The sequence below is a fragment of the Pseudomonas sp. D1-1 genome, assembly GCF_051132225.1.
In the GTDB taxonomy this organism is placed as follows: domain Bacteria; phylum Pseudomonadota; class Gammaproteobacteria; order Pseudomonadales; family Pseudomonadaceae; genus Aquipseudomonas.
In genome coordinates, this window is sequence record NZ_CP071676.1 from 3282908 (window position 1) to 3297001 (window position 14094).

The 14094-nt window shown below is 60.7% G+C and carries 11 protein-coding genes; 8 read left to right on the top strand and 3 right to left on the bottom strand.

From position 1 onward, the window contains the following. Genes J3P86_RS14710 through J3P86_RS14720 form a run of 3 tightly spaced genes read right to left on the bottom strand, consistent with a single transcriptional unit; the run spans nt 1 to nt 4870 of the window. Nucleotides 1-588, bottom strand: a complete 588-nt coding sequence (locus J3P86_RS14710; protein WP_434630651.1) for a chemotaxis protein CheB — start codon at nt 586-588, stop codon at nt 1-3. Then, a complete protein-coding gene (locus tag J3P86_RS14715) occupies nt 585-1400 on the bottom strand; it encodes a CheR family methyltransferase (RefSeq protein ID WP_434573896.1) in 816 nt (271 codons plus the stop codon). The genes J3P86_RS14710 and J3P86_RS14715 overlap by 4 nt, the downstream gene beginning before the upstream one ends. Next, entirely contained in the window at nt 1400-4870 is a 3471-nt protein-coding gene (locus J3P86_RS14720) for a response regulator (protein ID WP_434698284.1), read from the bottom strand. The genes J3P86_RS14715 and J3P86_RS14720 overlap by 1 nt, the downstream gene beginning before the upstream one ends. A 257-nt stretch (nt 4871-5127) precedes the next feature. On the opposite strand from J3P86_RS14720, the gene J3P86_RS14725 reads away from it, so the two are divergent. The 8 genes from J3P86_RS14725 to J3P86_RS14760 all read left to right on the top strand — a co-directional run bounded on the left by J3P86_RS14725 (nt 5128) and on the right by J3P86_RS14760 (nt 14062). Next, a complete protein-coding gene (locus J3P86_RS14725) occupies nt 5128-5499 on the top strand; it encodes a response regulator (protein ID WP_434573892.1) in 372 nt (123 codons plus the stop codon). A 75-nt stretch (nt 5500-5574) separates the two neighbouring features. Next, complete coding sequence (locus J3P86_RS14730; protein WP_434698285.1) at nt 5575-6867, top strand: glycosyltransferase; 1293 nt, start codon at nt 5575-5577, stop codon at nt 6865-6867. 80 nt (nt 6868-6947) lie between these two features. Next, nucleotides 6948-7853 (top strand): AraC family transcriptional regulator, encoded by a 906-nt coding sequence (locus J3P86_RS14735; RefSeq protein WP_305500721.1) that lies wholly within the window; start codon nt 6948-6950, stop codon nt 7851-7853. Between the two features lie 318 nt (nt 7854-8171). Continuing rightward, the gene (locus J3P86_RS14740; RefSeq protein WP_434698286.1) at nt 8172-9482 is read left to right on the top strand and encodes an ABC transporter substrate-binding protein; all 1311 of its coding nucleotides are present in this window, start codon (nt 8172-8174) and stop codon (nt 9480-9482) included. Between the two features lie 163 nt (nt 9483-9645). Beyond that, nucleotides 9646-10581 (top strand): carbohydrate ABC transporter permease, encoded by a 936-nt coding sequence (locus J3P86_RS14745; RefSeq protein ID WP_434698287.1) that lies wholly within the window; start codon nt 9646-9648, stop codon nt 10579-10581. 10 nt (nt 10582-10591) lie between these two features. Beyond that, on the top strand, nt 10592-11422 hold the full coding sequence (locus J3P86_RS14750; protein WP_014338173.1) for a carbohydrate ABC transporter permease: 831 nt from the start codon (nt 10592-10594) through the stop codon (nt 11420-11422). 39 nt (nt 11423-11461) lie between these two features. Next, on the top strand, nt 11462-12565 hold the full coding sequence (locus J3P86_RS14755) for an ABC transporter ATP-binding protein (RefSeq protein ID WP_434698288.1): 1104 nt from the start codon (nt 11462-11464) through the stop codon (nt 12563-12565). A gap of 15 nt (nt 12566-12580) precedes the next feature. Then, entirely contained in the window at nt 12581-14062 is a 1482-nt protein-coding gene (locus J3P86_RS14760; protein WP_434698289.1) for a mannitol dehydrogenase family protein, read from the top strand. Nucleotides 14063-14094: the final 32 nt, after the last annotated feature.

Here is a 14094-nt window from a genome sequence, read left to right on the forward strand (position 1 = left end):
TCATTCCAGCCCGGCCAGCAACTGGCCGATGCCCTGTAAAGTTAGGATATGGTCGGGCTCATGCAACGTAAGCGCCGCTTCGGGCATGGTGGAAACCTGTGCCTCCCTCGGGTCCTGGACGACGGTGATGCCGCCCAGCTCTTTCACCCTGGCCAGCCCCCTGGCGCCGTCACTGTTGGCACCAGTCAGGACCACTGCCAGCAGACGAGGACCATAGACATCGGCGGCCGACTCGAACAACACGTCGATCGATGGCCGCGAATGGTGCACCGGCGCTTCAAGGCTCAGTGACAGGCTGCGATCAGCCTCGATCGACAGGTGATAACCGGGTGTTGCGACATACAACGTGCCCGGGCGTATGTCCTGCTTGTCCTGGACTTCTTCGACGGGTATCGCCAGGCGATGACGAAACACCTGGGCCAACTGGCTGTTACGTTCGTCGGGCAAATGCAGCACCACGAGGACAGGCAGGCTGAAGCCCTTGCGCAGAGGCGTGAAGATGTTGAGCAGCGCCTCGACGCCTCCGGCGGAAGCGCCGACTACGATGGCCTCGATCAGGGGCCTGGATCTGTCCGTCATTGGGCTCATAACTTGCGATAGATCCGTTCCTGTTTGACCAACGGCTCGAACTGCTTGCCGAAAGCCGAAAAATCCAGTGTTTCCTTACTGCCCAACACCAGGAAACCACGATGGCAGAGGGACTCATGAAACAATCCAAATGCGCGATCTTGCAGCTTTTTATTAAAATAAATCAATACGTTACGACAGGAAATCAATTGAGTTTCGGAAAACACACTGTCCGTCGCCAGGCTGTGATCGGCAAAGGTCACGTTCTGACGCAGGGTTTTGTCGAACATGGCGTAATCGTAGGCGGCCGTGTAGTAGTCGGCAAACGAACGCCGGCCTCCGGCGAGCTGGTAATTCTGGGTGTAGGCCCGGACATTCTCTAGGGAAAAAATGCCTTGCTTGGCTTTCTCCAGTGAACGGGGATTGATGTCCGTGGCGTAGATCAAGGTGCGGTCCAACAGCCCTTCTTCGTGCAGCAGGATCGCCATCGAGTAGACCTCTTCACCGGTGCTGCAGCCGGCGATCCAGATCTTGATCGAAGGATAGGTCTTGAGCAGCGGCACCACTTCCTCGCGAATGGCCAGGAAGTGCGCAGGGTCGCGAAACATCTCGCTGACCGGAATCGTCAGCAGTTGGAGCAATTGCATGAACGCGCTCGGGTCGTGAAGTACGCGCTCTTGCAAGGCCGAGATGGTCTTGCATTCGAACTGATTCAACGCATGCAGGACCCGGCGCTTGATGGAGGCGCCGGAATAGTCACGAAAGTCGTAGCTGTACTTCAAATAGATCGCTTCGATCAACAAACGAAGTTCGATGTCAGTGTTTCGTTCCACTAGATTCTTTCCATATTCGGCAACCACACGCGAATCAGTGAGAACAGGCGATCCAGGTCGATCGGCTTGGCCAGGTAATCGTTGGAGCCCGCCGCCAGGCAACGCTCCTGGTCATCCTTCATGGCCTTGGCGGTCACGGCGATGATCGGCAACTTGCGCCAGCGCGGGTCCTTGCGGATCAGCGCGGTGGCTTCAAAGCCGTCCATCTCGGGCATCATCACGTCCATCAGCACCAGATCGATATCCTCGACTTCGTTCAGGCGTTCGATCGCTTCGTAACCGTTACGGCCGATGACCACGACGGCGCCTTTCGCCTCCAGGGCGCTGGTCAGGGCGAAAATGTTGCGCACATCGTCGTCCACCAGCAGCACCTTGCGGCCTTCGAAAACCTTGTCGCGGCTGCGGGCGGTCTGCAGCATCCGCTGTCGTTCATGGGACAACCGCGATTCGACTTTGTGCAGAAAGAGTGTGACTTCGTCCAGCAAGCGTTCCGGCGAGCGCGCGCCCTTGATGATGATCGAGCGCGAGTATTTGCGCAGTTCGGCTTCTTCATCACGGGTCAGGTTGCGTCCGGTGTAGACGATCACTGGCGGAAACGAGCAGATCTCTTCGCTGGACATACGCTTGAGCAAGTCATTGCCGAGCATATCCGGCAGCTTGAGGTCGATGATCATGCAGTCATAGACATGCGTGCGCAGCAGGTCCAGGGCCTGCTGGGCCAGGCCGACCGCGGTGATCTCGATGTCATCGTCGCCGATCAGCCGGGTAATGCTGTCGCGCTGCAAGTCATCGTCTTCCACCAGCAGCACGCGCTTGACCTTCTGGGTCAGCTTGGCTTCCAGGCGCGCGAAAACGTCCTTGAGCTCTTCTCGGGTCGTCGGTTTGACGGCATAACCGATCGCGCCCATGTGCATCGCCGCTTCGACGCGGTCCTCGACGGAAATGACGTGCACCGGGATGTGCCGGGTCTGGGCCTGCTCCTTGAGCCGCTGCAACACGGTCAGCCCGGAATGGTCCGGCAAACGCATGTCCAGCAGGATCGCGTCCGGGCTCAGTTGCAAGGCCAGGTCAAAGCCTTCGTCAGCGCCATGGGCGACCAGGCACTGATAGCCCAGTTCATGGGCCAGATCGAACAGGATCCGGGCAAACTTCGGTTCGTCTTCGATAACCAGAATGCAACGGGTAGCGAAAGGCGCCTTGTCCCGGTCATCGGCAAATTGCGGGACAGGGGTTTCCACCTCGGCGACCAGTGTCGGAGCCGGCACATGGGCCGGGGCAGTGGTCGTCGGGGTGAACGCCATCGGTTCGACAGGCGCCTCCCCTGGCTCGACATAACGCCCAGGCATCACCAGCGTGAACACACTGCCCTGCCCCGGCTCGCTGGAGACCGAGATCGAGCCGCCGAGCAACGTCGCCAGGTCGCGGGAAATCGACAGCCCCAGGCCGGTGCCGCCGTAACGCCGATTGGTGGTGCCGTCGGCCTGGCGGAACGCCTCGAAAATACTCTGCTGCTGGTCGGCGGCGATGCCGATCCCCGAGTCGCGCACCATGAACGCGATACCCGAGCCGGGCTGGCCGGTGATGGTCAGGCAGACGGAGCCCTGCTCGGTGAACTTCACCGCGTTGGACAAAAGGTTCTTGAGCACCTGCTCAAGGCGCTGGCGATCGGTATACAGCATCGACGGCGCGTCAGGCTGCAACTGCACCTCGAAACTCAGGCCCTTGTCCGCCGCCAGCGGCTTGAACATGTCCCGCAGCCCTTCGACCAGGCGAGGCACGCTGGTGTTTTCCGGGCGCACCTCGAGTTTTCCGGCCTCGACCTTGGAAATGTCCAGGATGTCGTTGATCAGGTTCAGCAAGTCATTGCCCGCGGAGTAGATCGACTCGGCAAACTTGACCTGTTCGTCGCTGAGGTTCCTCTGCGGGTTCTCCGCCAGCAGCTTGGACAGGATCAACGAACTGTTGAGCGGCGTGCGCAGCTCATGGGACATATTGGCGAGAAATTCGGACTTGTACTTGCTCGAACGCTGCAGCTCTTCGGCGCGCTCCTGCAATTGGATCTGGGCCAGGTTCAACTCGCTGTTCTTCTGGTCCATGGCGTCGCGCTGCTCGGCCAATTGCTCGTTGGTCTGCTCCAGCTCCTGCTGCTGGGCTTCCAGGTGGGCCTGGGATTCCTTGAGAATGCGCGACTGTTCCTCGAGTTCTTCGTTGGCCGTCTTGAGTTCTTCCTGCTGCACCTGCAACTCTTCGTTGAGCTGCTGGGTTTCGGCCAGTACTTCCTGCAGACGTTGACGGTAACGGGCCGCCTCGATGGAGGTGCCGATATTGCCGGCAACCAGTTCCAGCAACTCGATGTCCCGCCCGGCCAGGGGGCGCAGGAAGCCCAACTCGATGACACCATTGATGCGGTCGTCGTCACGGGTCGGCACCACCATCACGCAATTGGGCAACCCTTGGCCCAGCCCTGAGCTGACCTTGAGGTAATCGCGTGGCACGTCATCCAGACGGATGAGCCGCCCTTGGCGCACGGCCTGCCCGACGATGCCTTCGCCGTCCATGACCATCTGGTGCTGTTCGTCGTCTTCCCGGGACATGCCATAGGTGGCGATGCGCTTGAGCACGCCGTTTTCTTCCCGCGCATACAGTGCGGCAACAACGCTGCCCAGGTACTGGGCGCAGAACTGCAGGATGTTGCGCCCCAAAAGATTCAGCGTCAGTTGGCCGAGCACCTGCTCGGCCAGTTGAGTCTGGCCGTTGCGCAGCCACGCCTGCTTTTCCAGATGCAGGGCGCTTTCCTGCTGGACTTTCAGGCTCGCGCTGTAGTTGCTCGACAGGGCCAACAGATCGCGCCGCCCCACGTAGGCCAGCAACCCGCTGATGGCTGCGACGAAGAGCAAATACAGGGCAATGCTCCAGAGCGTGGTGGTACGCACCTGCTCGTTGCGCTCGGCGCGCAACTGCTGCTCGGTTTCGACGATGTCTTCGAAGGTCGTGCGGATCTCGTCCGTCAACCGTTTGCCACGCCCCTTCTTCACCGCGCCGCGGTAATCACCGCTGCTGCGCTGCAGGTCGATCATGCTCTGGGCATAGTTGGCCCATTCCGTCTGCAGTGCCTGGACCTTACGCAGGCGATCGGTCTGGACGGGATTGTCGGCTGTCAGTTCCAACAATGTATCCAGGGCCACGGCGATGCGCGGCTTGGCCACCTCGTAAGGGTCGAGGAAATGCTCGTCGCCGCTCAGCAGGTAACCGCGCATGCCGGTTTCCAGATCGACGCTCAGCTTCAGCGCTTCATTGGCATTGTTGATGACGCGATCGGTGTGCCCGACCCACTGGATCACCGACAGCAGATAAGTGATCAACACGATGAAAAACACCGCGCTGAGTGCACCCATGCCCAGCGGCAGGCTGATATTGCGGCTCAGGAGCTTGCGAAAACTTTGTTCGTCGACCGAAGACGAAGGAGTCATGGAAAAGGCCTTGGTGGACAGTTGAAGACGATGGAGTTTGCCCAAAAATACGGGTTGGATCCACACATCTGACAAGGCAATGCCACAATTTCCTGACGGTACGACCGGGTCATAAGGATGCGACTATCCTTGTCAGCTCTTGTACTATAGATCCTTTCTTGTACAACCTCGGGAACTTGTACCGCTTCGCTACTTACTCATGCATACGGCTACTTTTTGCCGCGCCCCTACCGATTCCATCTTCCGAGAAGTCTATTATGTCCGTCCCCGCTTCTGACACCCCCTCCACCATCCTGGTAGTCGAAGACGACAACATCGTGCGCATGTTGATTGTCGATGTCCTGGAAGAACTGGAATACAAGGTTTTGGAAGCTGACGGCTGCGAGCAGGCACTTGAGTTTCTGAACGATGACGCTCAGCCCATCGCTCTGATGATGACGGACGTCGGCCTGCCGGTCATGGACGGCCGCGAACTGGCGAAACGGGCCCAACTGGCCAGGCCAGGGCTGCCGATCCTGTTCGCCAGCGGTTATGCCGAAAGCATCGATGTGCCCGAAGGCATGAACGTGATCGGCAAACCCTTCTCCATCGACCAACTGCGCGACAAGGTCAAAAAGATTCTTTCTTGAGCCCAGGCGCATTCTTGGTCACTATCGGCGCCCCGCGCGCCGACCGCGCCTGACCCGCCTCAAGGAATGTCCCTCATGTCTCATCCCACCGCCACCAAAGTCCTGGTGATCGGCTATGTCTGGCCCGAGCCACGCTCATCGGCGGCCGGTGGGCATGTCATGCAGTTATTGGAGGCTTTTCTCGGGCAAGGCTGGGACATCACTTTCAGCAGCCCCGCCAGGCCCGGGGAAAACCGCGCCGACCTGATCGCCCTGGGCATCCGCGAGGTACCGATCGAGCTCAATAGCAGCAGTTTTGACGCATTCATCAGCGAACTCGCGCCCGATGTCGTCCTGTTCGACCAGTACATGATGGAAGAGCAGTTTGGCTGGCGAGTCGAGAAGCACTGCCCCGACGCCCTGCGCGTGCTGGAAACTTCCGATCTGCAGAGCCTGCGCCACGCGCGGCATCAGCGCTTGAAGGATCGCTTGAAAGCCGATGAAACCTGTGAGGATTTCAGCGACCTGTTCGCCCCCGCCCTGCGCGAAGAATTCGAGCTGATGGCCGACACCGACCTGGCCAAGCGCGAGATTGCCGCTCTGTATCGATGCGATCTGAACCTGATGGTGTCCGAAGTCGAGATCGAACTGTTGGTGGAGCACTTCAAGGTGCCCCGTGAGCTGTTGCTCTGGTGCCCATTGATGCTCGACCTGCCTGAGCAAGCCTTCGTGCCTTTCGAAGAACGGGCGCACTTCCTCAGCATCGGCAATTTCCGCCATGCACCGAACTGGGACGCCGTACTCTGGATGAAAAATGCCGTGTGGCCGCTGATTCGCCAGCGACTGCCCGGTGCACAGCTGCACCTGTATGGCGCCTATACCCCGCCCAAGGCCGCAGCGCTGCATAACCCGGCCCAAGGCTTCCACATCATGAACTGGGCAGAGGATGCCTTGCAGGTCATGTCCGCGGCGCGCATCTGCCTGGCCCCCCTGCGTTTCGGCGCCGGTATCAAGGGCAAACTGATCGAAGCCATGCTCTGCGGCACGCCGAGCGTCACCACGCCCATCGGTGCCGAAGCCATGCACGCCGGCATGCCCTGGCCCGGTGTCATCGCGCAGAGCGCCGAGGATATTGCTAGCGCCGCCGTACAGTTGTATAGCGATCAGGCACGCTGGGCCGATGCCCAGGACGCCGGGCTGGCTTTGCTGGCGGCGCGCTTTCGCCGGCGGGTGCACGGCCCGGCGCTGATCGACAGCATCAATGCCTGTCGTGCCGATCTGGCGCGCCGACGCCGGGACAACTTCACCGGCAGCATGCTGCGCCATCACCAGCACAAGAGCACCCAGTACATGTCCCAGTGGATCGAAGAGAAGAACCGCAACAGCTGACCGGCCTTCGTCCCGGGGCTGGAACCTGCGCGGCGAAGGGGGCATTATCCAGCGGCGATAACAATAAAAGCGCCAGGCCCATGACCCGAACAGCCAGAGTCACCGACCCTTCCTACGAGTTGATGGACGACCACAACGGGCTGTCCATCATCTATCGCCAGCACGGCTTTCCTTGCCCGCTGGTGCGCTGGCATTTCCACAAGGAATACGAGCTGCACCTGATCGTCGCCAGTTCGGGCAAAGTCTTCATCGGCGACTACATCGGCAATTTTTCTCCGCAGTCGCTGTTCCTTACCGGCCCCAACCTGCCCCACAACTGGATCAGCCAGGTGGCCGAGGACGAAGTGGTGCCCAAGCGCGACATGCTGGTGAACTTCACCGATGAACTGTTTGAAAGCGGCAACCAGGTGTTCGCCGAGCTCAAGACCCTCGCACCGCTGCTGGAGCGTGCCCAGCACGGCATCGAATTTCGCTGCAAGCGCACCATCCGCCAGGCCATGACGTTGATGCAACGCATCGCCGACGCCCAGGGCATGAGCCGGCTGGGCTACTTTTTTATCCTCATGGAGCTGCTGGCGGCCTGCGACGACTTCCAGCTGCTTTCGGGCGCCACCACACCACACGCGGCGGACGAGCACAGCATCGACCGCACCAACCGCGCGGTGGATTACATCTTTGCCCATTACGCCCGGGAGTTGCCCCTGGAAGAAGTCGCCGAGCATCTGGGCATGAAACCCACCTATTTCAGCCGGGTTTTCAAGCAAGCCACGGGGCGTTGCTTCATCGAATTCGTCAATCGCCTGCGCATCAGCAAATCTTGCGAGCTACTGGCCGATGGCGACAAACCAGTGACCGATGTGTGCTTCGAGTCGGGCTTCAACAATATTTCCAACTTCAACCGACGCTTCCAGCAACTCAAGGGCATGACCCCGTCGCACTACCGGCGGCTGGCGGTGCAGCGGTTGACCGAGCAGAACCAGGCCTGATCCACCTTCAGCCACACCCTTGTGGCGAGGGGATTTATCCCCGCTGGGCTGCGAAGCGGCCCCAAATTGTATTGGCCACTGCCGGGTGTCAGGCAGGACGCCGGGGGGCCGCTTCGCGCCCCAGCGGGGATAAATCCCCTCGCCACAAATGATTCCCATCAAACCCCAGTGCAAAAAAGTATCAGTAAAAGTGCGACGAATGATTTGTCATGCAATCCATTGAGGGCTGTAATCAGCGCACATTCTTCCTCTCATCCGGAAGAGACAAAAACAATAACTGTCCTTCTGCAGCCCGTGGGCGCGGAAAAGGAGTGCGCGATGAAACCTTCGGTAAAAGCTCTGCTTGTCTCCACCTGCATGACCCTCAGCAGCGTCAGTTTCGGCGCGCAAACCCTGACCATTGCCACCGTCAACAACAGCGACATGATCCGCATGCAAAAGCTTTCGAAGACTTTCGAGGCCGAGCACCCGGACATCACGCTGAACTGGGTGGTGCTCGAAGAAAACGTCCTGCGCCAGCGCCTGACCACGGACATCGCCACCCAGGGTGGACAGTTCGACGTGCTGACCATTGGCATGTACGAAGCCGCACTGTGGGGAGCCAAGGGCTGGCTGGAGCCGATGAAGGACCTGCCGGCGTCCTACGACCTGGAAGACGTCTTCCCTTCCGTGCGCGATGGCTTGTCGGTCAAGGGCTCGTTGTACGCCCTGCCGTTCTATGCCGAAAGCTCGATCACCTATTACCGCACGGACCTGTTCAAGAACGCCGGGCTGAGCATGCCTGAGCACCCGACCTGGACCCAGATCGGTGAATTCGCGCAAAAGCTCACCGACAAGTCCAAGGAACAGTATGGCCTGTGCCTGCGGGGCAAGGCCGGTTGGGGCGAGAACATGGCGCTGATCACGACCCTGGCCAACGGTTTTGGCGCGCGCTGGTTCGATGAGAAGTGGCAGCCGGAGTTCAATGGGCCTGAGTGGAAGGATGCCCTGAACTTCTACGTCGACAACATGAAGAAATCCGGCCCGCCGGGCGCGTCCAGCAACGGCTTCAACGAGAACCTGGCCCTGTTCAACAGCGGCAAGTGCGCGATGTGGGTCGATGCCAGCGTCGCCGGTTCGTTCGTGACCGACAAAACCCAGAGCAAGGTGGCCGATCACGTCGGGTTCACCTTCGCCCCCCACGAAAAAACCGACAAGGGCACTTCGTGGATGTACTCCTGGTCGCTGGCCATCCCGACCAGTTCCAAAGCCAAGGACGCGGCCAAGGTCTTCACCACTTGGGCAACGTCCAAGGAATACGGCCAACTGGTCGCCAAGACCGACGGCATTGCCAACGTACCGCCAGGCACCCGCGCCTCGACCTACAGCGACGAGTACATGAAGGCCGCGCCGTTTGCCAAGGTGACGCTGGAGTCGTTGAAAGTCGCCGACCCGAAAGCACCGACGGTCAAGCCCGTGCCTTACATCGGCATTCAGTTGGTGACCATTCCTGAATTCCAGGCCATCGGCACCCAGGTCGGCAAGTTCTTCTCCGGCGCGCTGACCGGCCAGCAGAGCGTGGACCAGGCATTGACCGCCGCGCAGTCCACCACCGAGCGCGAGATGAAACGCGCCGGGTATCCAAAGTAAAGACTTGTAAATATCCATTTGTGGCGAGGGAGCTTGCTCCCGCTGGCGGGCAAAGCCCGCCCTGGCGATCAGAAAGATTGCTTATCGGCATGGGCCCGCTGCGCGGTCCAGCGGGAGCAAGCTCCCTCGCCACAGGGAATGTGTCGCATAAGAGTAAGCGCTCATGAATAGCTCAACGACAACCGCCAAAGCCCCCATCGTGATTGCTCCGCCGCCAGCCCGCAAGATCCGCCTGGCCAACCCCGGCTGGTTCCTGGTCAGCCCGTCGGTCGCCTTGTTACTGCTGTGGATGATCGTGCCGCTGGGCATGACCGTCTATTTCTCGATGATCCGTTACAACCTGCTCTATCCTGGTGAAAACGAATTCGTCGGGCTGGAGAACTTCACTTATTTCCTGACCGATTCGGGCTTCATGCCCGGCGCCACCAATACCCTGCTGCTGGTGGGCAGCGTGCTGCTGATCAGCATCGTGCTCGGCGTGTTGATCAGCGCGTTGCTGGAGGCCAGCGAATTTTTCGGTCGCGGCATCGTGCGGGTGTTGCTGATCTCGCCGTTTTTCATCATGCCCACCGTCGGTGCGCTGATCTGGAAGAACCTGATCTTCCATCCAGTCTCCGGCATCCTCGCCTCGGTGTGGAAGCTCTTCGGTGCGCAGCCGGTGGACTGGCTGGCGCATTACCCGTTGCTCTCGATCATCATCATCGTGTCGTGGCAATGGCTGCCCTTCGCGATCCTGATCCTGATGACCGCCATGCAGTCCCTCGACCAGGAACAGAAAGAAGCCGCGCGCCTGGACGGTGCCGGACCGATCGCGATTTTCTGGCACCTGACCCTGCCACACCTGGCGCGTCCGATTGCCGTGGTGCTGATGATCGAGACGATTTTCCTGCTGTCGGTGTTCGCCGAGATCTTCACCACTACCAACGGTGGCCCTGGCTACGCCTCCACCAACCTCGCCTACCTGATCTACAACCAGGCGCTGGTGCAGTTCGACGTCGGCATGGCGTCAGCCGGTGGCCTGATCGCCGTGGTGATCGCCAACATCGCCGCCATCATCCTGGTCCGGATGATCGGCAAAAACCTCACCGACAAGCATTGAGGCCGTCGCCATGACTCTTCAACAATCCCGTCGCCTGCAAAGCCTGTTGCTGGGCACGTTGGCCTGGGCCATCGCGATCCTGATCTTCTTTCCGATCTTCTGGATGGTGCTGACCAGCTTCAAGACTGAAATCGACGCCTTCGCCACGCCGCCGCAGTTCATCTTCGCGCCGACGCTGGAGAACTACCTGCACATCAACGAGCGCAGCAACTACTTCAGCTTCGCCTGGAACTCGGTGGTGATTTCCTTCAGCGCCACCGCCCTGTGCCTGCTGATCGCGGTGCCGGCGGCGTACTCCATGGCGTTCTACGAAACCCAGCGCACCAAAGGCACGCTGCTGTGGATGCTCTCCACCAAAATGCTGCCGCCGGTGGGCGTGCTGATGCCGATCTATCTGCTGGCCAAGCAGTTCGGCCTGCTGGACACGCGCCTCGCGCTGATCATCATCTACACCCTGATCAACCTGCCCATCGTGGTCTGGATGATTTACACCTACTTCAAGGACATCCCGCGCGACATCCTTGAAGCCGCGCGCCTGGACGGTGCCACCCTGTGGCAGGAAATGGTCCGCGTGCTGCTGCCGATCGCCAAGGGCGGCCTGGCGTCAACGGTGCTGCTGTCGCTGATCCTGTGCTGGAACGAGGCGTTCTGGTCGCTCAACCTCACCTCATCCAAAGCCGCGCCGCTGACAGCACTGATCGCCTCGTATTCCAGCCCCGAGGGCCTGTTCTGGGCCAAGTTGTCCGCCGTCTCGACCCTGGCCTGCGCGCCGATCCTGATTTTCGGCTGGATCAGCCAGAAACAGCTGGTGCGCGGTTTGTCCTTCGGCGCGGTGAAGTAACGCGCCCTACACAGTCATCAGAAGTGGAGGCTCATCATCATGGCCAACCTGAAAATCAAGAATCTGCAAAAAGGCTTCGAAGGCTTTTCCATCATCAAGGGCATCGACCTTGAAGTGAACGACCGCGAATTCGTGGTCTTCGTCGGCCCTTCGGGCTGCGGCAAGTCCACGCTGCTGCGGCTGATCGCCGGCCTGGAAGAAGTCAGCGACGGCACCATCGAGCTGGACGGCCGTGACATCACCGAAGTCAGCCCGGCCAAGCGCGACCTGGCGATGGTGTTCCAGACCTATGCCCTGTACCCGCACATGAGCGTGCGCAAGAACATGTCCTTCGCCCTCGACCTCGCCGGTGTGCCCAAGACCGAGGTGGAAAAAAAAGTCAACGAAGCGGCGCGCATCCTCGAACTGGGGCCGATGCTGGAGCGCAAGCCCAAGCAGCTGTCCGGCGGCCAGCGCCAGCGCGTGGCGATCGGCCGGGCCATCGTGCGCAACCCGAAAATCTTCCTGTTCGACGAGCCCTTGTCGAACCTCGACGCCGCCCTGCGCGTGCAGATGCGCCTGGAACTGGCGCGCCTGCATAAAGAGTTGCAGGCAACCATGATCTACGTGACCCACGACCAGGTCGAAGCCATGACCCTGGCCGACAAGGTGGTGGTGCTCAACGGCGGTCGCATCGAGCAGGTCGGCTCGCCGCTGGAGCTGTATCACCAGCCGGCCAACCTGTTCGTCGCCGGGTTCCTCGGCACGCCGAAGATGGGTTTTCTCAAGGGCAAGGTCACCGGCCTGGACGGCCAGGGTTGTGAAGTGCTGCTGGACGCCGGCACCCGTATCAGCCTGCCGCGCAGCGGTGCCAACCTGAGCGTCGGCGGCGCGGTAACCCTGGGGATTCGTCCGGAACACCTGAACCTGGCGCAACCGGGTGATTGCGCGCTGCGGGTCACCGCCGATGTCAGCGAACGCCTGGGCAGCGACACCTTCTGCCATGTCGTCACCGCCTCCGGCGAAGCCCTGACCATGCGCGTGCGGGGTGACCTGGCGAGCCGTTTCGGCGAGCAACTGGAGCTGCACCTGGACGCCGAACACTGCCACTTATTCGATGCCGAAGGCGTTGCGGTTTCCCGCGCGCTGCGCGCTGCCGCCTGATTGCCGAGATTTGCGATGAAACTCAACCGACAGAACCTGCACAACCTCAACGCCGAGGTCGCCCTGCCCGCTTACAACCTGGGCGACCGCCGCCAGGGCATCGCCCACATCGGCGTCGGCGGTTTCCACCGTGCGCACCAGGCGTATTACACCGATGCGTTGATGAACACCGGCGAAGGCCTCGACTGGGCTATCTGCGGCGTAGGCCTGCGGGCCGAAGATCGCCGGGCCCGGGATGATCTGGCTGGCCAGGACTACCTGTTCACCCTGTATGAACTGGGCGATACCGATGACACCGAAGTCCGGGTCATCGGCGCGATCGCCGACATGCTGTTGGCCGAGGATGGCGCCCAGGCGTTGATCGACAAACTGGCCGACCCGCAGATCCGCATCGTCTCGCTGACGATCACCGAGGGTGGTTATTGCATTGACGACAGCAACGGCGAATTCATGGCCCATCTGCCGCAGATCCAGCACGACCTGGCCCGTCCGGACGAACCGCAGACCGTGTTCGGCTTCCTCTGCGCCGCCCTAGCCAAACGCCGCGCCGCCGGGACGCCGGCGTTCACCCTGATGTCCTGCGATAACCTGCCCCACAACGGCGCCGTCACGCGCAAGGCGCTGCTGGCGTTTGCCGCATTGCGAGACCCCGAACTGAGACAATGGATCGAGCAGAACGTGAGCTTCCCCAACGCCATGGTCGATCGCATTACCCCGATGACCAGCAGCGCCCACCGCTTGCAGCTGCACGACGAGCATGGCATCGACGACGCTTGGCCAGTGGTGTGCGAACCCTTTGTGCAATGGGTGCTGGAGGACAAATTCGTCAATGGTCGCCCGGCCTGGGAGAAGGTCGGTGTGCAGTTCACCGATGACGTTTCGCCCTATGAAGAGATGAAGATCAAGCTGCTCAACGGCAGCCATCTCGCGTTGACGTACCTGGGTTTCCTCAAGGGGTATCGTTTCGTCCACGAAACCATGAACGACCCGTTGTTCGTGCGTTACATCCGCGCCTACATGGACCTGGACGTGACGCCACAACTGGCGCCCGTGCCGGGCATCGACCTGACGGAATACAAGGACACCCTGGTGGAGCGCTTCTCCAACCAGGCCATCGCCGACCAGTTGGAACGGGTGTGTTCGGATGGCTCGTCGAAATTTCCCAAATTCACCGTGCCGACCATCAACCGCCTGATCGCCGACGGCGGCCAGACCCGCCGCGCGGCGCTGGTGGTGGCGGCCTGGGCTGTTTACCTCAAAGGGGTAGATGAAAATGGCACGACCTATTCGATCCCCGATCCACGCGCGGCGTTCTGCCAGGCGCTGGTGGCTGACGACGCGCTGGTGACCCAGAGAATGCTTGCAGTGGAAGAAATTTTTGGCACGGCCATCCCCCGTTCGCCCGAGTTCGTGGCAGCATTCGAATGGTGCTGCAACAGCTTGCGCGAGCAAGGGGTGACCAAGACGCTTGAGCGGGTGCTGGCTGATCAAGGCTAGATGCAACCCGCTCTTGTGGTGAGGGGATTTAT